We start from the raw sequence: 25,813 nt of genomic DNA, 5'->3' as shown, positions 1-25,813 counted from the left end.
ATTGCAGGGAGTTGCAGGGTATGAAGAAAATCGTTAAATGGCTGTTCGCCCTGGCCGCGCTCATCACGGTCGGCACCGCACAATCGCACCACGTTCAGGCGGCTGACAGCAGCCGCTTGACCACCATCAAGCAGCGGGGCTACCTGACTGTCGGGCTGTCTGCCGACTACGCCCCACTGGAATTCCACGCAACCGTCAACGGCGACGACACGATCGTCGGCGCAGACGTGTCCCTGGCCAAGAAAATCGCCAAAGACGCCGGCGTGAAGCTGCAGATCAAGGAAATGGGCTTCGATGCGCTGATCGGCGCGCTCAAAACGGGCAAGGTCGACATGGTCATTTCCGGCATGAGCAAGACACCGGAGCGGGCCAAGCAGGTCAACTTCTCCGAGCCGTACATGTACGAAAAGCAGATCGTGGTCATCCGCAAGAGCGACAAGAGCAAGTACAAGAACGTCGCCGACTTCTCCGGCGCCACGGTCGGCGCCCAGAAACAGACCACGCAGGAGGCCATCGCCAAGGCCCAGCTGCCAGGCGCCAAGATCACGAGCCTCCAAAAGGCCAATGACGTGGTCGCGCAAGTGTCCTACAACAAGCTGGACGCCGGCGTCATGTCCAGCATCATCGCTGGCGCTTACGTCCAAAAGAACAAGAGCCTGATGATGATCGACCCGCACTTCGCCACCGAAGCCTCCCCGACCGTGGTCGCCCTGCCAAAAGGGGACACCGCGCTGACCGCGCAGGTCAACGCCACGATCAAGGACATGAAGGCCAAGAAGCAGTGGGCCAAGTACCTCGATGAAGCGTACACACTGCAGAACCAAAGCACCGGCTTTTGGGCCAAGTACGGCAGCTTCTTCATCAAAGGGGCCATCAACACCTTCGTCTTCGCGCTGCTGACCGTCATCGCCGGCACCGTGCTCGGGACCTTCCTGGCCCTGATGCGCCGCTCCAAGCTCTGGGTGCTCAAGGCCATCGCCGTGGTTTACATCGAGTTCATCCGTGGCACCCCACTGATGGTGCAAGCGTTCATCGTCTTCTTCGGCACCCAGGTGCTGGGCATCAGCCTCTCCGCCTTCACCGCCGGCGCGATCGCTATGGGCATCAACTCCGGCGCATACGTTGCCGAGATCATCCGCTCCGGGCTGAACTCTGTGCCGGAAGGCCAGACGGAAGCCGCCCGCAGCCTGGGCCTGTCCGCCAACAAGACCTTGCAGTACGTGGTGCTCCCTCAGGCGGTCAAAAACATCTGGCCGGCGCTGGGCAACGAGTTCGTGACGGATATCAAGGAATCCTCCGTGCTGTCCGTTATCGGCGCCACCGAGCTGATGTTTGAAGGCTCCACCGTTCAAGGCGCCTCGTTCCAGCCGTTCTTCCCAATGATGATCGTCGCCCTGATCTACTTTGCGATGACCTTCCTGCTGACGCGGGTGCTGGGGCTGGTGGAACGCCGCTTCAACTAATCCTACAAACTGTCAACGGTCACGCTTTTGCCCTGACACACGCGCTCGCTGCCCCCCAAAAGACGCGCCACTGGCAGTGAGACTACCAATTCAACCCTGAACCGTGCATAATGAGTTTTATTGTCACCTGATGAAGAAACAATGAGGAGGAACTTTGAATGACTGAAAAAATCGTACTCGCATACTCTGGTGGGCTTGACACCTCCGTGGCCATCCCGTGGCTGCAGGACAAGGGCTATGATGTGATCGCCGTGTGCCTGAACGTGGGTCAACCCGGCGCGGACATGACCTTCATCCAGCAAAAAGCGCTGAGCATCGGCGCCATCGAAAGCTACGCGATCGACGCGCAGGATGAGTTTGCCAACGAGTACGTCACCCCGGTCATCAAGGCTAATGCCCTGTATGAAGGCGACTACCCGCTGGTTTCCGCCTTGTCGCGGCCGCTGATCATCAAGCACTTGGTGACCATCGCCCACGAACACGGCGCCAGTGCGATCGCCCACGGCTCCACCGGTAAGGGCAACGACCAGGTGCGCTTCGAGGCCGCCATCCATGCACTGGACCCTGAGCTGAAGATCGAAGCGCCGATCCGCGACTTCCACTGGTCCCGTGAAGAAGAGATCGACTACGCCAAGGATCACAACGTGCCGGTGCCGATCGGCAAGAAGTCCCCTTACTCCATCGATGCCAACCTCTGGGGCCGCGCCAACGAAGCCGGCATCCTCGAAAACCCGTGGAACCAAGCCCCGGATGACGCCTGGGGCATGACCGTTGCCCCTGAAGCCGCACCGGACCAGCCAACCTTCCTCGACCTGACCTTTGAGGCCGGCATTCCGGTCGCGATCGACGGGCAAAAGCTGCCGCTGGCCGACCTCATCAAAAAGCTCAACCAAATCGCCGGTGACAACGGCATCGGCCGCATCGACAAAATCGAAAATCGCATGGTCGGTATCAAGTCCCGCGAGGTTTACGAGGCGCCGGGCGCCACGGTCATCATGACCGCCCACCACGAGCTGGAAAACCTGACGCTGGAGCGCGACGTGGCGCACTACAAGCCGCTGATCGAGCAACAGTTGACCAAGATGATCTACGAGGCCAAGTGGATCACCCCGCTGTTCGACGCGCTGATGGCTTTTGTCGATGAGACCCAAGAGGTGGTCAACGGCACCATCAAAATGAAGCTGTACAAGGGCAACGCACAGGCGGTGGCCCGCAAGTCCGAGAACTCCCTGTACGATGAGAACCTCGCGACCTACACCAGCGCCGATTCCTTCGACCAAGAGGCCGCAGCCGGCTTCATCAAGCTGTGGACGCTGCCGGGCACCGTGTACGAGCAGGTCAACCACGTGCACTCCGAAGCGCCGGAGGCCAAGTGATGACGGACAAACTCTGGGGCGGCCGCTTCACCCAAAAAGCGGCGCAGTGGGTCGACCAGTTTGGCGCGTCCATCGGGTTTGACCAGCAGATGGCCCAAGAGGACCTGGAAGGCTCCCTAGCGCATGTCGCGATGCTGGGCCAACAGGGCATCATCCCCGCAGCCGATGCGGCGACGATCACGGCCGGCCTGCACCAGCTACAGACCAAACTGGCCGCCGGTGAGCTGCACTTCACCGTCGCCAACGAGGACATCCACCTCAACATGGAGAAGCTGTTGACGGACCTGATCGGGCCGGTCGCCGGCAAGCTGCACACCGCACGCTCGCGCAACGACCAGGTCGCCACCGATTTTCACCTGTGGCTCAAACACCGCCTGCCCGAGCTTCTGACCGCGCTCACCGACCTGCAAACCGTGCTGGTGGAAAAGGCCGAAGCCCACGCCGGCACCCTGATGCCCGGCTACACGCACCTGCAGCACGCGCAGCCGATCACCTACGGCCACTACCTGATGGCGTACTTCGAGATGTTCCAGCGCGACTACGAGCGCTTCAGCTTCAATCAGCGCCACACCGACATGCTGCCGCTGGGTGCGGCGGCGCTGGCTGGCACAACGTTTCCGATCGACCGCGAATTCGTGGCCGCGCAGCTCGGTTTTGACAGCCTCTACCACAACTCGCTGGACGCCGTGTCCGACCGCGATTTTGCCCTCGAGTTCCTGAGCAACGCCGCCATCTTGATGCAGCATCTCTCGCGGCTGGCCGAGGAGCTGATCCTCTGGTGCACCTACGAGTTCAACTACATCGAGATGGCCGACAGCTTCGCGACCGGCTCGTCGATCATGCCGCAGAAGAAGAACGCGGACTTCGCCGAGCTGACCCGAGGCAAAACCGGCCGCGTGTACGGCGCCTTGATGGGCCTTTTGACGACCATGAAGAGCCTCCCGCTGGCCTACAACAAGGACATGCAGGAGGACAAGGAGCCCGTGTTCGACGCCTACACCACCGTGCTCGGGTCCGTGCACATCTTCACCGGCATGCTGGAAAGCCTGACCGTGCACGCGCAGAAAATGCACGATGCAACGGTCAACGACTTCAGCAACGCCACCGAGTTGGCGGACTACCTCGCCACCAAGGGCGTGCCGTTCCGCCAGGCCCACGCCATCGTCGGCGAGCTGGTGCTCAAGGGTCTCCAGACGCACACCGCCTTGCAGGACATGCCGCTGGCAGACCTGCAGGCCGCCGCCCCTCAGATCGAGGCGGATGTCTACGCCGAGCTGGCCCCTGAGGCCGCCGTCAACCGCCGCACCAGTCTCGGCGGCACCGCCGTCGCCAACGTGCAGCGAGAAGTGAGCCGCGCCAAGGCGATCATTGCGGACCGGTAAGGCGAACACGACCACATTAAAGGGGCGCTCCTCGACTTGAGGGACGCCCCTTTAATGTGGTCTATCACGCGGTTCATCGCACTGGCACCGGAGATACTGGCACCCCCACCGGGTTGCGCGCAGCCGGCCCGAGCGGCTTCACCAAGTTGTACCAAACTTCCCCCGCGTGCGCCGAGGCGGATTCGCCTTCGTTGACGTAGCCGTGCGCCTCATAGAAGCCGACCAGCCGACGCAGGCAGGTCAGTGTGATGGCCTGCCGGTGCTGCGCCGTGGCCACGACGTCGAGCTGGGCCAGCAGCTGGCCGCCAAGCCCCACGCCTTGCGCGGTCGGTGCCACAGCCAGGCTCAACACGGCCTGATACGCCGCATCATGTGCGTTGGGCTGCGCCGTTTCAAACAGATCATCCGCGAGGTAACGCTGGCGAATGGCCGGACCGACAATTTAGCCCAGCACTTGGTCGGCCGCAACGGCCACGATGAACGTGTCGGGATAGGCCGCGATGCGCGCCTGCATGCTGGCCGAAGTGGCCGCTTCCTGCGGTGTGAAGCCCGCCTGTTCAATCGCCATGATCGCGGTGAGATCACTTGGCCGCGCGGGCCGAAAGTTGATGGTCATAGGTGCCTCCTCGGTTGCAAATATCGCCAGTATAGCACGCAGGCACCCGCCTCACCACCCACCGCCTCAGCTGACCCCAAAAGACCCCGCGTGACGCCCTAGCTTCGGGTGCAACGCGAGGTCTTTCAATTCACTGACTGTTTCCCCGCCCCTACGACCACGGCCCCTGCCGCGTCAAAAGCGCGCCGGTTTCGCTGTCGACATACAGGTAATACGGCCATTGGCCCTGCTGCTCGCGCTCGGCTTGGGTCTGCGCGGTGCGCTTGGTCAGCACGAACACGTAACTCGCGTTTTGGTACGGGCCTTGGTGCAGGCCAGCGAGCAAACGGGCGCCGACGTAGTGGTGCTGCTTAACGTAGGCCGCGGCTAGCGCTTGGGCATCTTTGCGGCTGATCGTGGGCATCTCGCCACCTCCTGCCTTGTTGGCTTCATTGTAAACGATTACTTGCCGGGCGTCATCAGACGCGTCATTAAGGCGTCCATCGCGGCATTGGCCGGCGCGCGGTCTTTGACCTGCACATTGCTGAACAAAATCGCCGCGGTTTGCCCGTCGGTACTGAGGTTGACGGTGCCAAAGAAGCCGTAGCCAGTGCCGTTCGCCGCAAACTGCGTCGGTGTCAGGTAAAACCCGCCACCGTAATGCGGCCCCGGCGCGTACAGCGCCTGGCGCGCGGTTCCCAGCAACTGCCCATTGACTAAGGCGCGCGCCGCCTGGTAATAGTCCAGCGCAGACATGTACAGCTGACCGGTGCCAAGCTCCGCGTGCAGGCTGGCCAGACTCGGCCGAACCGGTGTTGCGGAAGCGCCGGCCGCGTAGCCCAACGCCGCTGGATCACTGGTCCGCAGCGCGTACGCCATGCGGGTGTGCGTCAGGTGCAACGCATCGATGTAGTGTTCCTGCACCAGTTGCTCGTAGGTCATCCCCGTCAGCTGCTCGGTGATGCCGGCCAAGAGCAGGTAGTTGATCGGCGTGTACTGGTACTGGCCGAAGTGACTCGGTTCGTCGATCAGCTTGGCCACATTGGCCGCCACCAGCGCCGCATCGGTGGTGAGGGGCGGGGTCAGCACCCCTTTCATGCGCAACCCGGAGTTCATGTGCAGCAGGTGCGCCATGGTGATGGGCGACTGGGCGAAGCGCGGGTAAAAATGTCCAAGCGGCGTGGTCAGGCTGACCTTGCCGGCCGCCACCTGCTGCATGAACAGGCCGGCGGTCAGGCTTTTTTGAACCGAGTCGATCTCGTACATCGTGTTTAACCCGTTGGGCACGCGGCGCGCTGCATCGGCCCAGCCATGGGTGTATGTGGCCACCACGCGGCTCTTACGGATCAGCACCGCGGTGCCGCTGACATCAAGCGCTGCCAGCTGGTGGGTCAGGGCGCGCTGCAGGGGTTGGTCAATGGCCGTAGCCGGTGGTGCGGCCACCGTGCGCTTGGCCTTGGGCCGCGGGAGCGGGCGCATCGGTGCCGGTTCTGGCGCCGTCACGCGACCCAACCACCAACCGCCGCCCGCCAGCATGCCGCCCACAACGGCGGCAGTCAAAACGAGCCATAGTTTGCGCATCATCAGCCTCCTACAACGGCCTGCCGCCAGCTCTTGGTGAAGAAGTGGTCGTTGAGCATGTAGTGCACCGGCTGCCGCTTGCCATCAAGAAACGGCGCGACCACCTTGTCGACCTTGACCCATCCGCGCCAGCCGATGTGGATCGTATCCTGCATGAAGTACGGCTGACCGCCGTCTTGGCTGAGGTCCAGCACGCGCTTGAAGCCCTGCCCCTTGAGCTGTGTCTTGAGCTTTTCCACCGCCTGGGCGTACTTGGCCTGAGACAGCCCGGTGTAGGCGGCCCATTTCGCGTTGATCGGTGGGATGATGAACTGCACGTCGATGTCGTGCTTGGCAAACTGGCTGAGCAGCAGCTGAAAATCGCTGTACTCCGGCCCGAAGCGGTAGTCAAAATGCTTCTGGCTTCCCGCCAACTTGGCCATGCGCCCATTCGCCAGCCGCGTGCGATAGAACGTGTCATCGATGCCGAGCTGGTTGGAGCGCGTGTGGGTCACCCCGGCCTGTTCGGCCAGCGCGTCCAGCTGGCTGTTGGTCGCCTGATTTGGCAACAGCTTCTCACCAGCCGCCACCTCGCGCTCGTGCGCGTTGACGCCGAAGCGGGAAAACAGCTCGTCCTCATTCTTGAGCATCTGCAGGCGCGTGCGCAGCAGTTGCCGCGCGGTGTCCCCCAGCGGCTGACCCGCCGCCACGGTCAAAAGGGCGCCGTGCAACTGCGCGTCCTTGCTCGGGGCGCGCATCGTCAAAAGCCGCCGCGCGGCGTAGCGGTCCGCCACGGTGTTCTTGGCGGCCAGCAGCCACGTCACAGTCTCAAGCGGGGAGTAGAAGAAGTCGAACGCCCGCGGGTCTTGGCCGCGCCGCGTGAACCACTGCATGGAGACGATGAAAACCGCCTTCTTGTGGCGCAGCTGCTTGAGCATGCTTTGATCGGTCAAAAAATGCGTGAGCGACTGCGTGCCCGCGGCCCCCACCAAAAACGGCCGGTAGCTGCGGTGATACTTCGCCGCCAGCACCGCCGGGTGAAACGGGTCCAGCCGCGAAAGCTCACTGGAGCCAAAAAACGGCACATAGTCGCGGCTCAGCGCCTGGTTCTTGGCGCGCGCGCCGGCCAGCACGTTGGGCGACATTGACAGCGCCGCAGACGCCACCGCCGAGTCGCTCAGGCGCCCCAGCGGCAGCGGCGCGAGGAGCACGCCCAAGACGAGCACCCCGGCGCATACCAGCGGGCCAAAAAGCTGCCACAGCCGCCGTTTCATGAGAGGCTAGCCACTTTCGCGATGATCTTGTTCGGCGTCTCCCACTCGCTACGGTCAAACTCCGACACCGGCACATTGATGCTCAGCTCATCTTGCAGTGCCAGCAGCAGCTGCACCGTGTCCATGGAGTCGAGCAGCCCGGCATCAAAGAGGTTTTCGTCGCCGCGGGCGCTGAAGTCCTCCCCGGTCAAGTCTTGCAAAATGTTTAGAACAGTCGTATCGATAGCCATGATGATCCTCCTATTGTTTAGTGATGCATGGGACTGAACCATAGCTGGTCCAAGAAGCCCGAGAAAATCAGAAACGAGAAGCAGACGACATTGAACGTGATGAAGATGGCTAAGGCCTGCGTCCACCGGTTGTGCGGCAGCTGCGCCTTGTGCCGCTTCTTGTAGCGCAACCAGAGATCATTGATGATGATCGCCCCAGCGTGAAACAGCCCGTAGACGATGTAATACCAGGTCACCCCGTGCCAAAAGCCCATCACCAGGAAGTTGATGAGATACGCCACCTGGGAGACGCGGATGCGGTTTTTGATCAGCTTGTGCTTCATGATGAAGAAGGTCACGCGCATGAAGACAAAATCGCGGAACCAAAAGCTCAGGCTCATGTGCCAGCGATTCCAGAAGTCCTTGATGTTGCCGGCCAAAAACGGGCGGTTGAAGTTCATCGGGGTGTCAATGCCCATCACCAAACTGATGGCGACGGCAAACAGGCTGTAGCCGGCAAAGTCGAAGAACAGGTACATTGAGTAGGTGTACATGTACCCCACCAGCGGCCACGACAGCCCCCCGCGCACCAGCGCGGCGTGGGCCACCTGCGGTAGGAGCAGCGTCCCAAAAACGTAGCCGAGCAGGTACTTGTAGACGAAACCGGTGAACAAGTAGCGCAGTGCCCGGCCCAGCATCTCGACGTAAGCCGCCTGCGTCGGCACCTGGGCGTAATCCGCTTCAAAGCGCCGGTAGCGGTCGATGGGGCCGCTGGAGATGGTCGGCATGAACAGCAAGAAGCGCAGGAAGCTAAGCGCAGGCAAGCGCTTGATGGTGCCATCGCGCAGCTCCATCACGCACTGCACCGACTTGAAGGTCAGATACGAGATGCCCAAGAACCCAAGTATTGACGGGTGCACCGCGATCGCCGGGGTCAGCTTGACCACGGCCAGCGGTGCGATGCTGGCGAGCACCGCCAGCACGAACACGGCGGTGCCGTTGTGGGTCTGGCGGTAGCGCGCATAGCCCTGCACCAAGGCCACCTGGAACACCACGTAGCCGATCAGCGCGAACCCCTCGTGCCACTTGGTGCCGGTGAACATCATCACGATGAACAACAGCGACGCCAGCGTTTCGTAGATGTGCAGGCGGCGCCCGTGGTAAAGCCCGATGATGAGTGGCACCAGTGCCGCCAGTAGGACAACGAAGTACTGCGGATTTGCGTAAGGCTGCCAGTCGATCATGAGGCGTTAACCTCTTCGATCAGCGCCTTGATCGCCACCTTACCGTTGGCCGTGATCGGCAGGCTGTCCCGGTACACGATCCGGTTGGGGATCATGTACGGCATCATCACCGTGGCGAGGTAATCGTGTAGCGCCTGCGTCAGCTCGCGTGAGCCCGGCCCCGCTGCCGGTACCACATACGCCAGCAGCTGGGCGACCTTGTGCTGCGCGTTGTAGCGCGGCACCGCGACCGCCTGATGCACCATCGGCGCGCCGTTCAGGTAGTGGTTCACTTCCTCCAGCTCGATACGGTAGCCGTTGAGTTTGATCTGAAAATCGGTCCGGCCGCGGTAAAAGATCAGTCCGTCGGCCGCGATCACGCCCAGGTCCCCGGTGCGATAGGTCTGCACCCCGTGGTTCTGGCCAAACGCCGCAGCGGTTTTGGCCGGTCGGTTCAGGTAGCCTTTCGACACGCTCGGCCCCTCGATCAAGAGCTCCCCGACCGTCTGGCCCATATCCTCGTGCGTGGTATCAGGCACCAGCGTGAGCCCCGTGTCCGGCTTCGCGTAGCCGATCGGCAGCCGGTCGTACTGATCCAGCACCGCTTTCGTGATGGCAATGGCGGTCACCGCCACTGTCGCCTCGGTCGGCCCGTACGTGTTGAACACCTGCGCCTGCGGGAAGCGGGTCAACAGCTTCGCCGCCGTGGCATGCGTCAGCTCCTCGCCGCAGAAGAAGAACTGCGTCAGCTCCGGGTGGTGCGCGCCGTCAAAGGTCGGCGCCAGCAGGCATAGCTCCACGAAGCTCGGCGTGGACACCCACACGTTCAGCGGCAGCGTTTCAAGCGTGGTGACCAGCGCCTTGAGGTCATCGGTAACGGTTTTAGGCAAAATCGTCAGACAGCCCCCCGACGTCAGCGCCGGGTACAACGACATCACCGACAGGTCAAAGGAAAATGGTGCCTGTCCGAGAATGCGCGCCTGCGCCGGCAGCTTGAAGCTCGCCATCCAGGCGACAAAGCTACTCAGGTTTGCGTGGCTGATCTGCACGCCCTTCGGCTCCCCGGTCGTCCCGGAGGTGAAAATGATATAGAAGTTGTCTTCCGGTGCCAAACTCGGCGCTGGGGCCGGTTGCTTGCTGACGGCGATCGCCGCCAGCTCCCCAGGCGTGACCGTTGCGACCGGCAGTTCAACGGGCAGAGGCACCGTGGCCAGCACCAGCGCCGGCGCCGCGATGGTGGCAATGGCCAGCAGGCGGTCGTTCGGCGCGTGCGTGTCGACCGGAATGTACGCGTGACCGGCCTTGACGCAGCCGAGAAAGGCTGCGACCGCCAGGCTGCTTTGGTCACAGTACACCATGATCGGCGCCTTGGCCGGCAAGTTGCGCGCGGCCAGCTCTGCCGCGATCGCGTTGGCTTTGGCTTGAAGCGTGCCATATGTGATCACTTGGCCCAGCTCATCAATGGCCGGCCGGTCCGGGTGCGCCGTCGCGATCTGATCGAATTGTTCAAGAATAGATTGCATGATTGACCTCCTGTCGCTAGAACTCGTTATAGATAAAGTGGCCACCACCCACGCCCCGGTAGCTGTACAGGTACACCAGCGCCAGCAGGATCGCGGCATACACCAGCGTTTTGAGCCCGAACTGGACCCACGGGTGGGCGGCCCACCAAGTTTGTAATCGTGTCATGATTACCTCCAATTGCTCATGATTTCACCGGCATTATCGCACGCCAGCCCCCAAGCGCCCAGCGAAGCGACTCGGACGTATTTTGCTGGCCGGCTCCGGTCCAGCCCGTGACACTTCCAGCTCCGGCGTCACGGGCTGGACCTCCGTTCTCGGATCGTAAACAACTCGGCCACCCAGAGACATCGTGCTCTGCGCGCGTTCATAGTGATTGAGATTCGCACTGCACAGCTACATTTAAGCCACACGCCAGGCGCTGGGCCCGGCCAGAAGCGGGCGCCGCCGGGGGCTCAGCCGCGAAATTCTTGTTAGCGGCTTGCCGCTTACAAGAAGGCCGAGCTTGAAGACAATGCGGGTTGGGCATTGGCTTCAAGTCGTGCCCGCAGCGTTCCAGCCCCCGGCGGCGCCCGCTGGCGGACTGGCCCACCGCCGTGCCGATCGCGTCACTGCGCTCTGGTTTCGTCGAGCTGCGTGGCGCAACGCGGAAGCGGCTAGCTACGCCCAGTCACTCGGGGCCAAGGACGCCCCAAGCGCCTTGGCTATGCTACCCGTTCCGCTAAGTGCGCGCCACTGCGCTCTGGTCATAAAAAAACCAACCTCCACAGTTTAGTGGGGGTTGGCCAAATGTGCATTCAACGGTTTTTAAGCAACAGATTAAAGATTTTCAGAATTGGCCAGCGGCAGCGTTACAATGAAGCAGCTGCCGCGCGGCTGATTGTCAACGACTGTGATCGTGCCGCCGTTCAGTGCGGCCAGCCGCGCCGCAATGGCTAGGCCCAGCCCTGTGCCGGGGATGTGTTTGGTGCGCGAGCGGTCGACCCGGTAGAAGCGATCGAACACTTTTGACTTCGCGTCATCGGGGATCCCTGGCCCCAGGTCAGCCACGCTCAGCGCCACCTGCTGGCCCACTTGCGCCGCACTGATGGTGATCGGCGTGTCGTGCGGCGTGTACTTGTGGGCGTTGTTGAGCAAGCCCAGTAGGATCTGCTCAAGGCTTTCGGCATTGGCCAAAACGATCAGGGAGGCTGGCAGCTGCACCTGAATCGGTTGGGTGCTCTGGTAACGCGCGACCACCCGCGGCACCAGCGCCGCCAAGTCCAGCGGCACCCGGTCGAGCTGGGCGTGGTCCATGCGCGACAGCGCCAGCAGACTCTCGATCAGGCGCTGCATCTTCTGCGACTCCGCCTCGATGATGGCCAGCGACTCCGGCACCAGCTCAGGGTGTGCGTTGCCGTGGCGGCGCATCAGCGTCACGTGGCCGCGGATCGCGGTCAGCGGCGTGCGCAACTCGTGGGACGCGTCCGACACGAACTGGTTGTCACGGATCACCTGCGCGTTCAGCGAGTGCAGCAGCCGGTTGAACTCGACCGCCAACGCGTGCACCTCGGCGGGCCCTGCCGGCTCCGGCAGGCGTTCGTGATACGTCACATTGTCCTTCGCCACGATGCCGCTGGCCGCCTGCGTCAGCGTGGCCAGCGGACGGTTGAGGCGCCGGGCCAGCAGCGAAATCGCCCACGCCCCCAGCACCGTGCCAACCAGGGTAATGCCGATAATGGCCGAGATGATCACCTGAAGCAGCTCGATCATGTTGTTCAGGCTCATCCAGATCTCGTAGTCGAACACTTGCCCGTCCTTGTGCACGATGCTTTCGCGGTAGTAGTACACGCCTTGGTTTTCCTGGTATTGCACATGCGAAAACAGCGGCGTCGTGGTCAGCGTGTCGCTCAAAAAGCGCCGAGTGTTGCGCGAGTAATAGGTTTGATCCGTCTCCGCCCCGATCACGCTGACCCGCACATAGGCGTGGCGCGCCCGCCCGCCTGTTTGCAGCCAAGCGTCCCAGTCTGGCTTGCCATCCACAAACGATTCCTTCAGCGCGGCCATCAGCTGCGCCGAATCGTCCTGTTTGCTTTTGACCAAGTACACGCCCACGATGCCGACAATGGCCATGCTGATGAACGTCACCACCGCGCACAGCAGCAGCACATAGGCGCGCGTGATACGCCCCGCATAAGAATGCCGGTTCGGCCGCTCACGCATGGGTCGGCTCCTGCAGCATGTAGCCGACCCCGCGCACCGTGTGAATCAGCGGTGGCAGGCCCGGCAGGTCGAGTTTTTGGCGCAAATAGCGCACGTAAACATCCACGATGTTGGTCTGCCCGTCAAACTCGGTGCCCCACACCGCATCCAGTAGCTCATCCCGCGTCAGCGCCGCGCCAACGTGCTGCACCAGCGCCAGCAGCAGATCGTACTCCCGCTGCGTCAGCTGTGCGAGCTCGGCACCGCGGTGCACCTGGCGCGCCTTCGTGTCCAGCGTCAAATCCCCCACGCGATACACCGTGGCCATCGGCGCCTGGTTGCGGCGGATCAACACCCGCAACCGCGCCAGCAGCTCCTCGATTTCAAACGGCTTCGTCAAGTAGTCGTCTGCGCCGTTATCCAGTCCGGCTACCTTGTCGCCCACATAGTCGCGCGCAGTCATCATCATGATCGGCACTGCGGACGTCTTGCGAATGCGCCGCATCACCTCAAGCCCGTCCAGCCCTGGCAGCATCCAATCCAGCAAAATCAGATCGATCGCGGTCGGCGCCGCTTGCCACTGTTGCCACGCGGCCAAGCCGTCTTCAGCCAGGCGTACTTGATAGCCTTCAAACTGCAGCTCCGTTGTCAGATACGTACTGAGGCTGCGCTCATCTTCCACAAGTAAGATCGTTTGCGTCATCTAATCCCTCCACTATATCCGCTGAGCATACCACGCGCATCCTCGCGCGCCCAGTAACAGTTCTGTCACCCGTGCATTTGGGCAGCGTTCGCGCTACACTGAGCATATCCTAAAAATTGAGGCAATCCGATGAAAAAATACTGGCAACGCTTCTGGTCGCTCGACCGTGACGAGAAGTTCAACCTGATCACCCTGCTGCTGACGATCGGCCTGGCGCTTTTCACCGCCGTGTTCACCTTCACCGACTTCGGCTGGTTCAGCCTGTCCAATGCGCAGTCACTGGCCGCGATCCTGGTGATCCTCGGGGTCATGGCCAGCATGCAGCTCGTCGAGAAATACGGCGTGTTGCAAGATATCAAAAACAGCATCAAGCATCTCAAGGATACCAACGTCTTGCTGAGCTCACGCGGAGAAGTCGAAGGAAAGTACTCGCTGGACGATCGTTTTGGCAAGGCTGACCGGGTGCGCATCGCCGCGCTTGCCAGCGTCGGCCTGTGGACCGGCACGCCCTTCAACGTGATCAAAAAAGCCGTCGAACAGGAACACACCCGCTTTGACTTTCTGAGCGTTGACCCGCAGTCTGCCACGGTTGATGAAGTCATGGCCAACAAGATCACCGACGACGACCTGACCCTGATGAGCCGGCCGCTGGAACAATACCGCCGGGCCTGCGAAAAAAGCCCTGAATTCGCGGCAAAGGTTACCTATAACGTCTTCGATATTAACCTACCCTATGCGTTAATGATTGTCGACAAAAAGGACGGGAGCAAACTGCTCAAAATCGACCTATACGATTACCTCACAGATGACGCCGATCGCCGTAGCTTCTTCGTCGTGCTAGACGATGCTGACCCTCTTTACAAATTTTATGACCGACAGTGGGACAAATATGCCGCGGCCGCTCACCCCTACCAGAAAGGAGCTCCCCATGCCTAAGATCGAGCACCTCGACGCCAAAACCATCGCGGCCGTCATGGCCACCCACCAGCGCCAGTACCTGACCGGCCACCTGGCCAGTCCGCAGGCGCTGCCTCACCTCGATGACCCCGTCGAAGTCGGCCTCTCTCAGTACCAGCAGTTCACCGCCGAGAAGCCGCACTACCACACCGACAACACCGAGTACGAGTACGTCCTGCGCGGTTGCACCAAGATCATGACCGTTGCGACCGGCGAGGTGCTCACGCTTGGCGCCGGCGATTTTTACCGCATCCTCCCGAATACCGCTTACGCCCAAAAAGCGCTCGGGGACACCGAGATCCTGTTCTTCAAAGTCCCAGGGGGCAATGACAAGCACCTCGCCGAAGTCACCCCTGCCCTGGCCGAATGGCTGGCAGACTGGGAACGATAGTAGTCAAAAACGCCGTGGGGCTTCACAAAGGCCCCGCGGCGTTTTCGCGTTTCGTCATAATTCATGTGGTACATTACTGGCGAATCAGTACGCCCGACTTTTTAGCGTCAGCGCGGCGAGTCGACTCAGGTTACTTCTTCGTTCGATGGAACAGACTCAGGTAGAGGTTCTCCCAGGACTCCTTTTTGAACAGATTCTTGCCACCTGACTTGAACACTTGCCAAAAGGTCAGGGACTTCAGGATCTTGTCCGCGGGAATATGCTCGCGCACCGCGCGCAGCACCGCCTTGGGGTCCTTGGACGCGAACGTGTACGTGCCATTACGGCGCGTGGCGACCGCATAGCGCGGGATCCACTTGCCACCAAACATCACGGATACGTCCAGATGGTCGACCTCCGTCCACGGAATCTGGATGTAGCTGTTCGGCTTTTTCTCGTTATAAAACTCGAACCCCTTGTCGCCGATCATGATCTTGCCATAATCCGGCATACCCAGAAAGCTTGTCGCTTCGGTTACCAGTTCGACTTTCGTATTCAGTGATTCAACCATCGTGATCCCCTATTCTTGTGTCTTTCAATTACTGTTATTATACCCCAACCGCAACGGCGTTAGGTGATTCCGCCAGCAGTTAATCGTGCGAGTTGCGGGAGCTTATTTCTGTGTAGTTCCGACCATGGACTTACCGGCTTGCTTGCTGCCGTCCGGTCGTCGTCGAGCGCCGCAAAGCAACGCAGATGCATCTAGCTACGCCAAATCACTCGGGGCCAAGTACGCCCCAAGCTGTCTGTGGGGGCTTTTCTCTGTGTAGTCCCGGCCACGGACTTTCCGGCTTGCTGACTACTTTCCGATCTTCGTCGAGCGCCGCAAAGCAACGCAGATGCATCTAGCTACGCCAAGTCACTCGGGGCCAAGTACGCCCCAAGCGCCTCGGCTTGCTCTGCCTGTTCGAACGCAGTGAGTTACAGGCAGACATACGTTAGGAAGGCTAACTGATCTGCTAAGTACGCTTTGCTCTGCTCTGGGTTTCGTCGAGCTACGCGGGACAACGCGGAAGCAGATAGCTACGGCTTGGTACTCGAACCCAAAGTACGGGTTCAAGCACCAAACCTAGGCTACCCGTTCCGCTAAGCCCATCCCGCTTCGCTCTGGGTCACAAAAGGGCGCCGCGACGGTTGTCACGGCGCCCAAAGTGGCGGTTAGGCCAGAATTACATCAGGTTTGCCAGGTGAGCCAGGATCCCGACGACGAAGAGGCCGAGGATGATGACGATTGGGGAAACCTTCTTCTTGAGCAACCACATGCAGGCCAGGGTCAGCAGCAGCGCTGCCAGACCTGGGATCAGGCTGTCCAAGTTCGCTTGCAGGGTCGTCACCTTGTGGTTTTCAAGGGACAGGCCATTTGCTTGCTGCGTCAGTGCTTCGTGGATCCCTTTTGCCCCAGAAGGCAACTTGTCCCAGTCGATGAAGGCGCCGTCAGCGAGCTTCACGTCAGAAACAGTTGGGGTGAACTTGACGGACACCCAACGGTTAACCAGGGAACCCAGGATGAACATCCCGAGGATGGAAGCACCCTTGGTCACATCCTGCAGCAAGCTGCCAGACATGTCATCGGCGATACGGGAACCGGCTTTGTAGCCGAATTCCTGCGTGTACCACATGAACGCCACACGAATGATGTTCCAGGCCACGAAGAAGATGATCGGGCCCATGATGTTGCCGGCCATGGCCAGCGAAGCACCCAAGGCACCAAGGATCGGACGAACGGTGAACCAGAAGACTGGGTCGCCGACACCGGCCAGAGGGCCCATCATGCCGACCTTGACCCCTTGGATCGTGACGTCATCGATTGGGGCACCATTGGCGCGTTCTTCTTCCAGTGCCAGGGTTACGCCGATAACAGGCGAAGCCAGGTATGGGTGGGTGTTAAAGAATTCCATGTGACGCTTCAAGGCGAGCACGCGGTCTTCTTTGGTGGTGTAAAGCTTCTTCAAAGCCGGGATCAGGGCGTAAGTCCAGCCCCCGTTTTGCATCCGTTCGTAGTTCCATGAACCTTGCAGGAAGGTCGAACGCCAGCAAACGGCCCAACGGTCTTTTTTGGTTAAAGTAATCTTATCTGCCATTTTCGCCAACCTCCTTCTTAGTATGTGTCGATAATGTCGCCGACAGGATCGCCGGAGCCACTATTCGTGCTGGAACCATTGCCGGAGCCGCCCATCTTGGACAGGTTCAGGTAGATCAGCGCCAGGCCAACACCGATGGCCCCAAGGCCGATCAGGGTGATCTGGGAAACTGTTGCCAAAACGAACCCGATGGCGAAGAATGGCCATACTTCAGCAGTTGCCATCATGTTGATAACCATGGCGTAACCAACGGCCACGACCATGCCACCACCGATGCCCAGGCCATCAACCAGCCAGGTCGGCATTGCGTCAAGCAATGCCTTCACAGGGCCGGAACCCACGGCGAGGATGAAGCCGGCAGGGATCGCGATACGCACACCTTGCATGCAGATCGCAACGATTTGCCAGAAGTCGATCTTCCCGAAGGAGCCCTCTTCAGCGGCCTTATCCATGATGTGGACAACAGCGGTTGCCAGGGTGCGGACCAGGGTGGTCAGCAGCAGGCCGGCAACAGCCAGCGGAACGGCCAGCGCGATCGCGGAGTTCACACCCGCTTTGCCTTGGCCCCCAAGAACGAGAATAATAGCTGATGCAACGGATGCCAAAGCAGCATCTGGTGCGACCGCAGCGCCGATGTTCGCCCAACCCAGGGCGATCATCTGCAAGCTCCCGCCCAAGATCAGGCAAGGAACGAGCTGGCCGGTCACTAAGCCGATCAACGTGCACGCAATAACTGGCTGGTGGAATTCGAATTCATCGAGGATCCCTTCCATCCCAGCTAAGAATGACACGATGAGGACTAGGATGATTTGAATAAAGTTCAAAGACATTTTAGTGTCCTCCTTTTTCCGGTTAAAAAAGAATGATTATTTCGCAGCGTTGAGGGCGTCTTGCGCCTTCTTGAGGATCGCATCCATGTTGTCCTTGGAGTCGGTTGGGACTTTGCGGACATCGAAGGTGATCCCATCGGCCTTCAGCTTGGCGAAGGTGTCGATGTCGTTCTGGTCAAATGCCAGCACTTTGTTCGGCTGAACCTTCCCAGCGGAGTGGGCCATGGAGCCAACGTTGATGGAGGTCAGCGGTACGCCGCCTTCAACTGCACGAAGGGCATCCTGCGGGGTTTCGAATAAGAGCAGGGCTTTCTCACCGCCGAAGTGCTTATCGTCTTGCGCGATCTTGATCATCTGATCAACAGGGATCACGTGCGCCTTGACGCCAGCAGGTGCGGCATCGGTGATCAATTGCTTCCGCAGCTTGTCCTTCGCAACGTTGTCGGAAACAACGATGATCCGGGTCGGCTTGATCTCTTTGGACCATGCCGTGGCCACTTGGCCGTGCAGCAGACGGGAGTCGATGCGGGCCAGCCCATAGGTGAGCTTGCCTGGCTTGCCACCGTTGCTTGCTGCAGGGGCAGCCGCAGCGGCTGCCGGTTTTGGTTCGAGGGCTTCTGGCTTGATCTTCACCCCGTCACGCCCAGCTTCAACCAGGTGTGCCGCGATGTCGTGCGCAGAAGTCATGGATAGACGAGACCCGTAAGCCTCGATCAACATTGGCAGGTTCAACCCGGTTACGATTGCCCACTTGTCTTTGTGCGCTTCAAACAACCCATTAGCCTGGTTGAATGGTGAGCCGCCCCAAAGGTCCACAAGGAACAGTACTTCGTCTTCCGGATCGAACTTTGCAATGGCTTCTTCAAGGTGTGCTTTCAGGTCGTCAGGACCTTCGTTCGGCATAAAAGTCACAACTTCGACTTTTTCTTGTTCACCGAAGATCATCTGACCAGATTGCTTAATGCCAGCGGCGAATTGCCCGTGACTGGCAAGAATGATTCCGACCATTGTTTGTCGCCTCCTAATAATATTTTGGTGAATTTCATAAAAGCGCTCTCAATCCGCAGTCCAACGCGCTGTGAAATTGGTCACTCGAAACTCCCAGAAGCTAGTATGACAATGATTTTCAGCGATTGCAATCACTTTTGCCAAGAAAATTTAGCGTTTTCATGAAAGGGCTATACCAGTGGGAATTGTCGGCACCAATTTTTTTGATATTTTTACAAGCTGTCTTGTTGCCCGACAAGGATTGTCTCCCTCTCGCCCGATATAGAAGCGCTTTCCCGAACAAAAAGTCGTGAAAATTCACAAGAAAAAAACAAATTGGTTTTTGGTTGCGTGGCTCAACCACTTACCCACCCACCCCGCTCAGCGGTGGGCCTGTCGGCCGCTGACGCAAGCGCCGTGGGACCCGCTCACGTACGGGCGCGGCGCCTCGATCAGCGCCGCCGTCAGTTCGGCGCTACCGCCATCGCCAGCACCGGCACCGGCAGGGCAAGCCCCCGACATTGCTCGTGATCGCGCCCCATCATCTGCGCCTTGGGGCATCGATTGCCCGGTGATTGACCCCGCAATGACGCCTAAACCGACCCGGCTAGCCTATCCTCGGTGAGTGCCAGGGGCTGAGATAACGCTTTCTTCGCATGCCCGCACAAGAGCGTGGCTTGACTCATTTTGGGCAACTTTGGTCGTGCTGTTTTGCACCTCCAGCGCGCAGAAGCGAAATCTTTCAGGAAACCCTTGACTTTCGCTTACCGGGTCGGTAGACTCGTGGTCAGACATTTAAATACACCACCAAGAAATAGAGGTCGCGGGCGGTGACGAAAGCTGATGAGTGCCTAACCACTTTGATTCAGCCGTAAGCATCCCCGCCGAAACCCACGTTGCCATTAGGGGCGCGCGAGTTGGGCCAGTGGGCGAAAGCTGCTGGACTGTCGAAGCGATTGCTTCGGAGCGCTATGATTCTGGATGTGACAATCCACGCTGACCTTTGTTTGTATTTCCCAAACAAAGGTCGGCGTTTTTAGTTCTCTATTTCCCAACGGTTGAACAAACACGAAGGGAGAATGTCTGATATGAAGAAGTTTTGGGCGACATTATTCGGTGCCGGGTTCGCCTTGGCACTCACACTGGGGCTGGCCAGCCAGCCCGTGCAAGCGAGCGGCACGCTCAAGGTCGGCATGGAAGCCGGCTACGCGCCGTTCAACTGGACGCAGACCACCAGCGCCAACGGGGCCGTCAAGATCCAGGGCTCCAGCGACTACGCCAACGGGTACGATGTCCAGATGGCCAAGAAGATCGCCAAGGCCTTGGGCAAAAAGGTCGTGGTCGTCAAGACCAGCTGGGACGGCCTGCCGCCTGCACTGCAGTCAGGCAAGATCGATGCGATCATCGCCGGGATGTCCCCGACCCCTGATCGCCGCAAAACGGTGGACTTCACCAGCACGTACTACGCCTCCAAGCTGACCGTTGTGGTCCGCCGCGACAGCAAGTACGCCAAAGCCACCAGCATCAAGGACTTCAAGGGCGCCAAGATCACCGCGCAGCTGAGTACCTTCCACTATGAGGCGATCAGCCAGCTCAAGGGCGTCATCAAAGAAGAAGCGATGAACAACTTCCCTGCCATGCGCGTGGCGCTGGAATCCGGCGCGATCGACGGCTACGTCTCTGAAGTCCCAGAAGGCATCACGGCGCAAAACGCCAACCCCAACCTGACTTACCTCAAGTTTTCCAAGGCAAACGGCTTCAAGACCAGCCCAGAAGACGTTGACTTGGCCATCGGGCTACGCAAAGGCGACCCGGACAAAGCGAAGATCAATGCAGCCTTAGCCAAGATCTCGACTGCCGAGCGCAACAAGATGATGAACACCGCCGTGGCCGTTCAACCCGCCACCGAAAGCGAAGGCAACTGGCTGATCAGCCTGCTCAAGCAGTACGGCCCGATGTTGCTTCGCGGCACCGGCATGACCCTGCTGATCTCTTTGATCGGCACCATCGTTGGCTTCATCATCGGCCTGCTGGTCGGCGTCATCCGCACCATGCCCAAGCCTAGCACCCGTGGCAAGCGCGGCCTGCAGTGGTTCGTCAACTGGCTCTTGTCCGTCTACATCGAAGTGTTCCGGGGCACCCCAATGATCGTCCAGGCCGCCGTGCTGTACTACGGCGTCGCGCTGGCCTTTGGGATCAACATGAACAAGACCCTGGCCGCCCTCTTGATCGTTTCCATTAACACGGGGGCCTACATTTCCGAAATCATCCGCGGCGGTATCATCTCCGTGGACGAAGGCCAGTTCGAGGCCGCCCACGCGCTCGGGTTCACCCACCTGCAGACGATGCTGAAGGTCGTGCTCCCGCAGGCCGTGCGCAACTCGCTGCCCGCAGTCACCAACGAATTCATCGTCAACATCAAGGACACCTCCGTGCTGTCTGTCATCTCCGTTTCCGAACTGTTTTTTGCCGCCGAAACCGTGGCCGGGCAAAACTTCCAGTTCTTCCACACCTATCTGGTCGTCAGCGCCATCTACCTGATCCTGACCTTCTCCATCAGTCGCCTCTTCCGGCTCATTGAAAAGCACGTCGATGGCCCGAAGAACTACAACGTGATGACCAATCAGATGCAAGTCGAAACGCCGACGATCAAGTAGAAAGGCAGGCACAACACATGACAGAAGCAATCATTGAAGTCCAAAACCTCAAGAAGGTCTTTGGCGACCACGAAGTTCTTTCTGACATCAACTTTGCCGTCAACCCCGGCGAAGTCGTCTCCATCATCGGCCGCTCCGGCTCCGGGAAGTCGACCCTCCTGCGCAACATCAACCTGCTGGAACAGCCGACCGCCGGCGACATCCTGTTTCACGGCGCCAGCATTCTCGAAAGCTCCTTTGACCTGGCGCAGTACCGCGCGCATGTCGGCATGGTGTTCCAGAGCTTTAACCTTTTCAACAACCTGACCGTGTTGCAAAACGTGATGACCCCGCAGCAAACCGTCCTGCACCGCGACGCCGCAGAAGCCAAGGCGCACGCGCTTGAGCTGCTCGCCCAAGTCGGCATGGACCCGTACGTCAACGCCAAGCCAGCCCAGCTGTCCGGCGGCCAAAAGCAGCGCGTCGCCATCGCCCGCGCCGTCGCCATGGACCCCGAAGTCCTGCTGTTCGATGAACCGACCAGCGCCTTGGATCCTGAAATGGTCGATGACGTGCTCAACGCCATGAAGCAGCTCGCCACCACCGGGCTGACGATGATCGTCGTCACCCACGAAATGGCCTTCGCCCGCGATGTTTCCGACCGCGTGGTCTTCATGGACCAAGGCGTCATCGCCGAGATCGGCACCCCAGAACAGATCTTCGACCACCCCGCCGAGGCCCGCACACAGGAGTTCCTGAAGCGGTACCTGAACCGGGCCTAAACCCCTTGCGCCGCCAGCGATGGCGGCGTTTTTTTGTTTGCACAAGTGTGCCCTGCGAAGTTCGTCACTAATATAGATTGCATACTAGTGACGATGGTGGTATCCTCTAGGAGGTAAAGCAAACTAGAGGAGGCGCATCATGGCCCAAGCAAACACCAGTCAGATGCTCAAGGGCGTGCTGCAGGGTTGCCTGCTGATGCTTTTGGCCGACGAGCCGTCGTACGGCTACGCCATCACGCAGCGGCTCAACGAATTCGGCTTCGACACCGTCCCCAAGGGCACCATCTACCCGCTGCTCATGACCATGGAGAAAAAGGGCTTGCTGGCCAGCACCATGCGCGCCTCGCCGGATGGTCCCGAGCGCAAATACTATCACCCCACCCCCGCCGGGTTGGCCGCCAAGCAAGACTTCTTGCTGGACTGGCAGATTCTTTCGACCAACGTGGCTCGCATCGTTCAATTGGAGGCCAACCACCATGAATGAAGTCACCCTGCAACGTGAAATGGAAACCCGCAGCCGGCTTTTGACCAAGACCAACGCCGAGTTTTTCGGCCAGATCCAGGTTTATCTCAACTTGCGTACCCCGTTCAAAGACAAGCTCCAGCTGGCGCAAAACCTGCTGGCACTGATGAACGACCTGATCGACGCGCAACAAGACGGCGTCACCGCCGCCGATTACTTTGGCACTGACCCCAAAGCCGTCGCGCGCGAAATGGCGCAGGCGCTGCCCTGGAACTTCAAGGCCATGCGCTACGCGGCCACCGTGGGGCTGGTCGGCTACCTGATCTTGATGCTGCTACCCGGCCTGATGGTGCCAGATGAGCCCGTGGACCTCGGTCAAATCCTGATCGGCCTCGCCATGCTCGGCGGCTTCATGGTCGCCTTCTCCTGGGGTCTGAGCAGCCTGTCGTTCAAGCGCCGGCCGTGGGTGCGCATGGTGCTCGTCATGCTACTTTGCGGCGGACTTTGCTACGGCGTGGTTACGGCTTATCTGTGGGTGCACACGCCGCTCAAAGTCACCCTCACCGGGCCGCTGAGCATCGCGCTGATCGTGCTGTTCGGTCTGATCGCCGTCTTGCAGTTCAACCACGACCGCAAGAAATTCCGCTTCCTGCCGATCGCGCTCACCTTCCTGTTCGTCGAGCTGAGCGTCTGTGTGCTGGCGCTGGCGATGCGTGTGCCTGCGGCCGCCGCGTGGCTGAAGCAGGGCGATCGGATCGCCTGGTTCCTGGTGGCCTGCCTCGTGCCGCTTTACATCATTCCATTCGGCTGGATGTTCGTCATGATGGTGCGCGGGTTTCGCGCCAACCACCGGCGACCAGATTAAACCTGACCATCTATGCTGACGCAAAAAAGCTTCCGGCCGCTGAGTCGGAAGCTTTTGTTGTCTTTATCAGCTGTTGATCGCCCGCGCCAGCTCGGCCTGCGTCAGCCAGTGGTGGTGCAATGGGGCGCGCACGGTCAGCCGCTCATGCGCCCCGGTCCACACCACCAGTCGAAACTGTGGGAATCGCGCTGCCAGCGACTGATAAACGGGCCACACTGCCCCTGCCAACACCGGCCTTGTGCCCGGGTCACAGTGCAGCGTCACCACCGGCAGGGGCGCCACGTTGTCGAGGTAGTCATCCAAGCTGATCGTTTTGGGTAGCGTCAGGTGCGTCTCCCCCGCCAGATCGAATTCTGCCCCGCGCGCTGCCGGATAGGCTGCCAGCCGCCGGGTCAGCTCCTGGCACAGCAGTGGCAGCACCTGATACTTGCGGTAGTCATCGCGCAGCTGACCGCTTGCCGTTAGCGTCACCGCCACCGGCTGCGCCTTGCCAGTCGGCCCGGCAAAGGTCGCCTGCAACGCACCGCCGCGGCGGTAGTGCTGCACCGCGATCAGCGTGAACGACTGCTTGTAGCGCGCCTTGAGCGCCGATGCCGCCACCGTGACCGCCTCTCGCCGCGTGGTTGCCGCCTGCACATTGGCGCACCCCGCCAGCAGCAGCAACCCGATCAGGAGTACCCCACTCCAGATTTTTCTCATTTGAATCCCTCCATTACGGTTTGATTATCACCCGTAATGGCGGCCGAGGCGTCAGTCCCCCGGCCGATTTTGCCCCACGCAAAAAGGCCCAGCAAGCGCTGCGCCTTTAGGGCTTAAACGTTCAAGATCCACATGAAGCCGATGAAGACGAAGAACAGGCCGTACATGATCGGCGAGACTTCCTTGCCGCGCTTGGCCGCGATCATCGTGATCGGGTAAAAAATGAACCCGAGCGCGATACCATCGGAGATGCTGTACGTCAGCGGCATGCCCAGCAGGATCAGGAAGGATGGGATCGCGATCTCCAGCTGCGTCCAGTTGATCTGGCGCAGCGACTGCGCCATCAGCACCCCGACGATGATCAACGCCGGCGCCGTCACTTGGGTCGTCACCACCGCCAACAGCGGCGAAAAGAACAGCCCGAGCAAAAACAGGACCCCGGTGGTCACGGCGGTCAACCCGGAGCGGCCGCCCACGGCGATGCCGGCGGAGCTTTCCACGAACGCGCCCACCGGGCTGGTGCCCAGCAGTGACCCGGCGAGCATCGCGGTGGAGTCGGACGCCAGCGCCTTGCCGACGCGCGGCATCTTGTTGTCCTTCATAAAGCCAGCCTGATTGGCCAACCCCACCAGCGTGCCGGCCGTGTCAAAGAACGTGACCAGCAGAAACGTCAAGACGACCACCACCAGCTGCAGCGAGTTGATGTCGCCCACGTGGCGTAGCGCCACCAAGAAGGTCGGGCGCAGCGACGGGGCGGCGGAGACGATGGCACTCGGCGCATGGATCAGCCCCGTGACCAGCCCCAGCCCGGTGGTCGCGACCATACCGATGAAAATTGCCCCAGGCACGCGCCGCACCATCAAGATCGCGGTGACCACCAGGCCAAAAATCGTCAGCCAGGTCGTGCCGACCGACAGGGACCCCAGGCCCACCAGCGTGGACTTGTTGGCGACGATCAGCCCGCCATCGCTCAGCCCGAGGAAGGCGATGAACAGACCGATCCCGCCGGAAATCGCGAACTTCAGGTCGGCCGGGATCGCGTCGATAATCAGCTCACGCAGCTTGAAGATGGTGATCAGAATGAAGATCAAAGACGCCACGAAGACGCCCGCCAGCGCGGTTTCCCACGGAATTTTCATCCCGATGCAGACCGAGTAGGCAAAAAAGGCGTTGATGCCCAAGGCCGGGGCGGTGGCGATCGGGTACTTCGCCAGGATCCCCATCAGCAGGCACCCCAGCGCACTCGCCAAGGCGGTCGCGGTGAACACCGCGCCCTTATCCATCCCCGAAGCCCCCAGTACGGATGGATTAACGAACAAAATATAGGCCATTGAGATGAACGTCGTGAACCCGGCGAGCACTTCACGGCGTACCGTGGTGTTCAGCTGGTCCAGCTCAAAATAGGCCAGTAACTTCTCTTTCATATGCACTTTTCCTCCGAAACACGAACATTATTTCCAAAACGCACCTTTCATCTTACCGTTATCGGCTCCGGAAGTAAACATCAACCGAACCAGTCGTGGCCGCCGCCCTTATCGTTCGGTTTTTAACGCACACAAAGAGCCGTCAACCCTCGGCTGACGGCTCATTAATTCA

The 25,813-nt window shown here is 60.3% G+C and carries 24 protein-coding genes, 1 pseudogene and 1 riboswitch; of the genes and pseudogenes, 9 read left to right on the top strand and 16 right to left on the bottom strand.

All coding sequences use genetic code 11. The features are described 5' to 3' along the window. Positions 1-20: 20 nt before the first annotated feature. From EKM88_RS01330 to argH, 3 genes are all read left to right on the top strand, one after another. The gene (locus tag EKM88_RS01330; protein ID WP_125702381.1) at positions 21-1,463 is read left to right on the top strand and encodes an ABC transporter substrate-binding protein/permease; all 1,443 of its coding nucleotides are present in this window, start codon (positions 21-23) and stop codon (positions 1,461-1,463) included. A gap of 158 nt (positions 1,464-1,621) precedes the next feature. Continuing rightward, positions 1,622-2,839, top strand: a complete 1,218-nt coding sequence (locus EKM88_RS01325) for an argininosuccinate synthase (RefSeq protein WP_125702380.1) — start codon at positions 1,622-1,624, stop codon at positions 2,837-2,839. Then, positions 2,839-4,221 carry an argininosuccinate lyase gene (gene argH / locus EKM88_RS01320; RefSeq protein WP_125702379.1) on the top strand — a complete coding sequence of 461 codons (1,383 nt, stop codon included), beginning with the start codon at positions 2,839-2,841 and terminating at the stop codon, positions 4,219-4,221. The genes EKM88_RS01325 and argH overlap by 1 nt, the downstream gene beginning before the upstream one ends. Positions 4,222-4,294: 73 nt before the next feature. On the opposite strand, the pseudogene EKM88_RS01315 reads toward argH, so the two are convergent. From EKM88_RS01315 to EKM88_RS01270, 10 genes and pseudogenes are all read right to left on the bottom strand, one after another. Continuing rightward, positions 4,295-4,837, bottom strand: a pseudogene (locus EKM88_RS01315) (GNAT family N-acetyltransferase). A gap of 151 nt (positions 4,838-4,988) precedes the next feature. Further along, entirely contained in the window at positions 4,989-5,240 is a 252-nt protein-coding gene (locus EKM88_RS01310; RefSeq protein WP_125702378.1) for a hypothetical protein, read from the bottom strand. Positions 5,241-5,278: 38 nt separating this feature from the next. Continuing rightward, positions 5,279-6,397, bottom strand: a complete 1,119-nt coding sequence (locus tag EKM88_RS01305; RefSeq protein ID WP_164511959.1) for a serine hydrolase domain-containing protein — start codon at positions 6,395-6,397, stop codon at positions 5,279-5,281. Between the two features lie 2 nt (positions 6,398-6,399). Next, positions 6,400-7,650, bottom strand: coding sequence for a D-alanyl-lipoteichoic acid biosynthesis protein DltD (gene dltD, locus EKM88_RS01300; RefSeq protein ID WP_125702376.1), 1,251 nt, complete (start codon positions 7,648-7,650; stop codon positions 6,400-6,402). Continuing rightward, positions 7,647-7,880 (bottom strand): D-alanine--poly(phosphoribitol) ligase subunit DltC, encoded by a 234-nt coding sequence (gene dltC / locus EKM88_RS01295; RefSeq protein WP_125702375.1) that lies wholly within the window; start codon positions 7,878-7,880, stop codon positions 7,647-7,649. Before dltC ends, dltD begins: the two co-directional genes overlap by 4 nt. A gap of 17 nt (positions 7,881-7,897) precedes the next feature. Next, on the bottom strand, positions 7,898-9,103 hold the full coding sequence (gene dltB, locus EKM88_RS01290; RefSeq protein WP_125702374.1) for a D-alanyl-lipoteichoic acid biosynthesis protein DltB: 1,206 nt from the start codon (positions 9,101-9,103) through the stop codon (positions 7,898-7,900). Further along, entirely contained in the window at positions 9,100-10,608 is a 1,509-nt protein-coding gene (dltA, locus tag EKM88_RS01285; protein ID WP_191988704.1) for a D-alanine--poly(phosphoribitol) ligase subunit DltA, read from the bottom strand. The genes dltB and dltA overlap by 4 nt, the downstream gene beginning before the upstream one ends. A 13-nt stretch (positions 10,609-10,621) precedes the next feature. Continuing rightward, complete coding sequence (locus EKM88_RS01280) at positions 10,622-10,771, bottom strand: teichoic acid D-Ala incorporation-associated protein DltX (RefSeq protein ID WP_125702372.1); 150 nt, start codon at positions 10,769-10,771, stop codon at positions 10,622-10,624. 651 nt (positions 10,772-11,422) lie between these two features. Next, entirely contained in the window at positions 11,423-12,805 is a 1,383-nt protein-coding gene (locus EKM88_RS01275; protein WP_125702371.1) for a sensor histidine kinase, read from the bottom strand. Next, entirely contained in the window at positions 12,798-13,487 is a 690-nt protein-coding gene (locus tag EKM88_RS01270) for a response regulator transcription factor (protein WP_125702370.1), read from the bottom strand. The genes EKM88_RS01275 and EKM88_RS01270 overlap by 8 nt, the downstream gene beginning before the upstream one ends. Before the next feature lie 129 nt (positions 13,488-13,616). Between EKM88_RS01270 and EKM88_RS01265 the strand changes: the two genes are divergently transcribed. Together EKM88_RS01265 and EKM88_RS01260 are read left to right on the top strand one after the other, a co-directional pair. Further along, the gene (locus EKM88_RS01265; RefSeq protein WP_125702369.1) at positions 13,617-14,423 is read left to right on the top strand and encodes a hypothetical protein; all 807 of its coding nucleotides are present in this window, start codon (positions 13,617-13,619) and stop codon (positions 14,421-14,423) included. Further along, positions 14,416-14,835: a cupin domain-containing protein gene (locus tag EKM88_RS01260; protein ID WP_164511958.1), complete on the top strand. Its 420-nt coding sequence runs from the start codon at positions 14,416-14,418 to the stop codon at positions 14,833-14,835. The genes EKM88_RS01265 and EKM88_RS01260 overlap by 8 nt, the downstream gene beginning before the upstream one ends. Before the next feature lie 130 nt (positions 14,836-14,965). Here the strand turns inward: EKM88_RS01260 and EKM88_RS01255 are convergent, their stop codons facing one another. From EKM88_RS01255 to EKM88_RS01240, 4 genes are all read right to left on the bottom strand, one after another. Further along, complete coding sequence (locus tag EKM88_RS01255) at positions 14,966-15,385, bottom strand: DUF956 family protein (RefSeq protein ID WP_125702367.1); 420 nt, start codon at positions 15,383-15,385, stop codon at positions 14,966-14,968. A gap of 658 nt (positions 15,386-16,043) precedes the next feature. Then, the gene (locus EKM88_RS01250; RefSeq protein ID WP_125702366.1) at positions 16,044-16,955 is read right to left on the bottom strand and encodes a PTS system mannose/fructose/sorbose family transporter subunit IID; all 912 of its coding nucleotides are present in this window, start codon (positions 16,953-16,955) and stop codon (positions 16,044-16,046) included. A 17-nt stretch (positions 16,956-16,972) separates the two neighbouring features. After that, the gene (locus EKM88_RS01245) at positions 16,973-17,785 is read right to left on the bottom strand and encodes a PTS mannose/fructose/sorbose transporter subunit IIC (protein WP_125702365.1); all 813 of its coding nucleotides are present in this window, start codon (positions 17,783-17,785) and stop codon (positions 16,973-16,975) included. A 36-nt stretch (positions 17,786-17,821) separates the two neighbouring features. Continuing rightward, complete coding sequence (locus tag EKM88_RS01240; RefSeq protein WP_125702364.1) at positions 17,822-18,793, bottom strand: mannose/fructose/sorbose PTS transporter subunit IIA; 972 nt, start codon at positions 18,791-18,793, stop codon at positions 17,822-17,824. A gap of 786 nt (positions 18,794-19,579) precedes the next feature. Further along, positions 19,580-19,752: riboswitch (Lysine riboswitch) on the top strand. A gap of 99 nt (positions 19,753-19,851) precedes the next feature. Here EKM88_RS01240 and EKM88_RS01230 point away from each other — a divergent pair. From EKM88_RS01230 to EKM88_RS01215, 4 genes are all read left to right on the top strand, one after another. Further along, complete coding sequence (locus EKM88_RS01230; protein WP_164511957.1) at positions 19,852-21,429, top strand: ABC transporter permease subunit; 1,578 nt, start codon at positions 19,852-19,854, stop codon at positions 21,427-21,429. A 17-nt stretch (positions 21,430-21,446) separates the two neighbouring features. Next, the gene (locus EKM88_RS01225; protein ID WP_125702362.1) at positions 21,447-22,190 is read left to right on the top strand and encodes an amino acid ABC transporter ATP-binding protein; all 744 of its coding nucleotides are present in this window, start codon (positions 21,447-21,449) and stop codon (positions 22,188-22,190) included. 139 nt (positions 22,191-22,329) lie between these two features. Then, positions 22,330-22,674 carry a PadR family transcriptional regulator gene (locus tag EKM88_RS01220; RefSeq protein WP_125702361.1) on the top strand — a complete coding sequence of 115 codons (345 nt, stop codon included), beginning with the start codon at positions 22,330-22,332 and terminating at the stop codon, positions 22,672-22,674. After that, positions 22,667-23,518 carry a hypothetical protein gene (locus tag EKM88_RS01215; protein ID WP_125702360.1) on the top strand — a complete coding sequence of 284 codons (852 nt, stop codon included), beginning with the start codon at positions 22,667-22,669 and terminating at the stop codon, positions 23,516-23,518. The genes EKM88_RS01220 and EKM88_RS01215 overlap by 8 nt, the downstream gene beginning before the upstream one ends. A 66-nt stretch (positions 23,519-23,584) precedes the next feature. Here the strand turns inward: EKM88_RS01215 and EKM88_RS01210 are convergent, their stop codons facing one another. After that, a complete protein-coding gene (locus EKM88_RS01210) occupies positions 23,585-24,217 on the bottom strand; it encodes a hypothetical protein (RefSeq protein WP_125702359.1) in 633 nt (210 codons plus the stop codon). Positions 24,218-24,330: 113 nt separating this feature from the next. Further along, positions 24,331-25,641 (bottom strand): NCS2 family permease, encoded by a 1,311-nt coding sequence (locus EKM88_RS01205; protein ID WP_125702358.1) that lies wholly within the window; start codon positions 25,639-25,641, stop codon positions 24,331-24,333. Positions 25,642-25,813: the final 172 nt, after the last annotated feature.

The organism is Lacticaseibacillus daqingensis, assembly GCF_003946115.1.
GTDB lineage: Bacteria > Bacillota > Bacilli > Lactobacillales > Lactobacillaceae > Lacticaseibacillus > Lacticaseibacillus daqingensis.
This window is presented reverse-complemented; position numbering and strand designations above follow the sequence as displayed.

Bases quoted from the DNA above. Each gene is read 5' to 3' on its own strand.
- EKM88_RS01310 (WP_125702378.1), bottom strand. From the start codon at position 5,240: ATGCCCACGATCAGCCGCAAAGATGCCCAAGCGCTAGCCGCGGCCTAC.
- EKM88_RS01240 (WP_125702364.1), bottom strand. From the start codon at position 18,793: ATGGTCGGAATCATTCTTGCCAGTCACGGGCAATTCGCCGCTGGCATT.
- EKM88_RS01210 (WP_125702359.1), bottom strand. From the start codon at position 24,217: ATGAGAAAAATCTGGAGTGGGGTACTCCTGATCGGGTTGCTGCTGCTG.
- EKM88_RS01250 (WP_125702366.1), bottom strand. From the start codon at position 16,955: ATGGCAGATAAGATTACTTTAACCAAAAAAGACCGTTGGGCCGTTTGC.
- argH (WP_125702379.1), top strand. From the start codon at position 2,839: ATGACGGACAAACTCTGGGGCGGCCGCTTCACCCAAAAAGCGGCGCAG.
- EKM88_RS01270 (WP_125702370.1), bottom strand. From the start codon at position 13,487: ATGACGCAAACGATCTTACTTGTGGAAGATGAGCGCAGCCTCAGTACG.
- EKM88_RS01230 (WP_164511957.1), top strand. From the start codon at position 19,852: ATGTCTGATATGAAGAAGTTTTGGGCGACATTATTCGGTGCCGGGTTC.
- EKM88_RS01260 (WP_164511958.1), top strand. From the start codon at position 14,416: ATGCCTAAGATCGAGCACCTCGACGCCAAAACCATCGCGGCCGTCATG.
- EKM88_RS01330 (WP_125702381.1), top strand. From the start codon at position 21: ATGAAGAAAATCGTTAAATGGCTGTTCGCCCTGGCCGCGCTCATCACG.
- dltC (WP_125702375.1), bottom strand. From the start codon at position 7,880: ATGGCTATCGATACGACTGTTCTAAACATTTTGCAAGACTTGACCGGG.
- EKM88_RS01280 (WP_125702372.1), bottom strand. From the start codon at position 10,771: ATGACACGATTACAAACTTGGTGGGCCGCCCACCCGTGGGTCCAGTTC.
- EKM88_RS01220 (WP_125702361.1), top strand. From the start codon at position 22,330: ATGGCCCAAGCAAACACCAGTCAGATGCTCAAGGGCGTGCTGCAGGGT.
- EKM88_RS01265 (WP_125702369.1), top strand. From the start codon at position 13,617: ATGAAAAAATACTGGCAACGCTTCTGGTCGCTCGACCGTGACGAGAAG.
- EKM88_RS01225 (WP_125702362.1), top strand. From the start codon at position 21,447: ATGACAGAAGCAATCATTGAAGTCCAAAACCTCAAGAAGGTCTTTGGC.
- EKM88_RS01275 (WP_125702371.1), bottom strand. From the start codon at position 12,805: ATGCGTGAGCGGCCGAACCGGCATTCTTATGCGGGGCGTATCACGCGC.
- EKM88_RS01215 (WP_125702360.1), top strand. From the start codon at position 22,667: ATGAATGAAGTCACCCTGCAACGTGAAATGGAAACCCGCAGCCGGCTT.
- EKM88_RS01255 (WP_125702367.1), bottom strand. From the start codon at position 15,385: ATGGTTGAATCACTGAATACGAAAGTCGAACTGGTAACCGAAGCGACA.
- EKM88_RS01325 (WP_125702380.1), top strand. From the start codon at position 1,622: ATGACTGAAAAAATCGTACTCGCATACTCTGGTGGGCTTGACACCTCC.
- dltD (WP_125702376.1), bottom strand. From the start codon at position 7,650: ATGAAACGGCGGCTGTGGCAGCTTTTTGGCCCGCTGGTATGCGCCGGG.
- EKM88_RS01245 (WP_125702365.1), bottom strand. From the start codon at position 17,785: ATGTCTTTGAACTTTATTCAAATCATCCTAGTCCTCATCGTGTCATTC.
- EKM88_RS01205 (WP_125702358.1), bottom strand. From the start codon at position 25,641: ATGAAAGAGAAGTTACTGGCCTATTTTGAGCTGGACCAGCTGAACACC.
- dltB (WP_125702374.1), bottom strand. From the start codon at position 9,103: ATGATCGACTGGCAGCCTTACGCAAATCCGCAGTACTTCGTTGTCCTA.
- EKM88_RS01305 (WP_164511959.1), bottom strand. From the start codon at position 6,397: ATGCGCAAACTATGGCTCGTTTTGACTGCCGCCGTTGTGGGCGGCATG.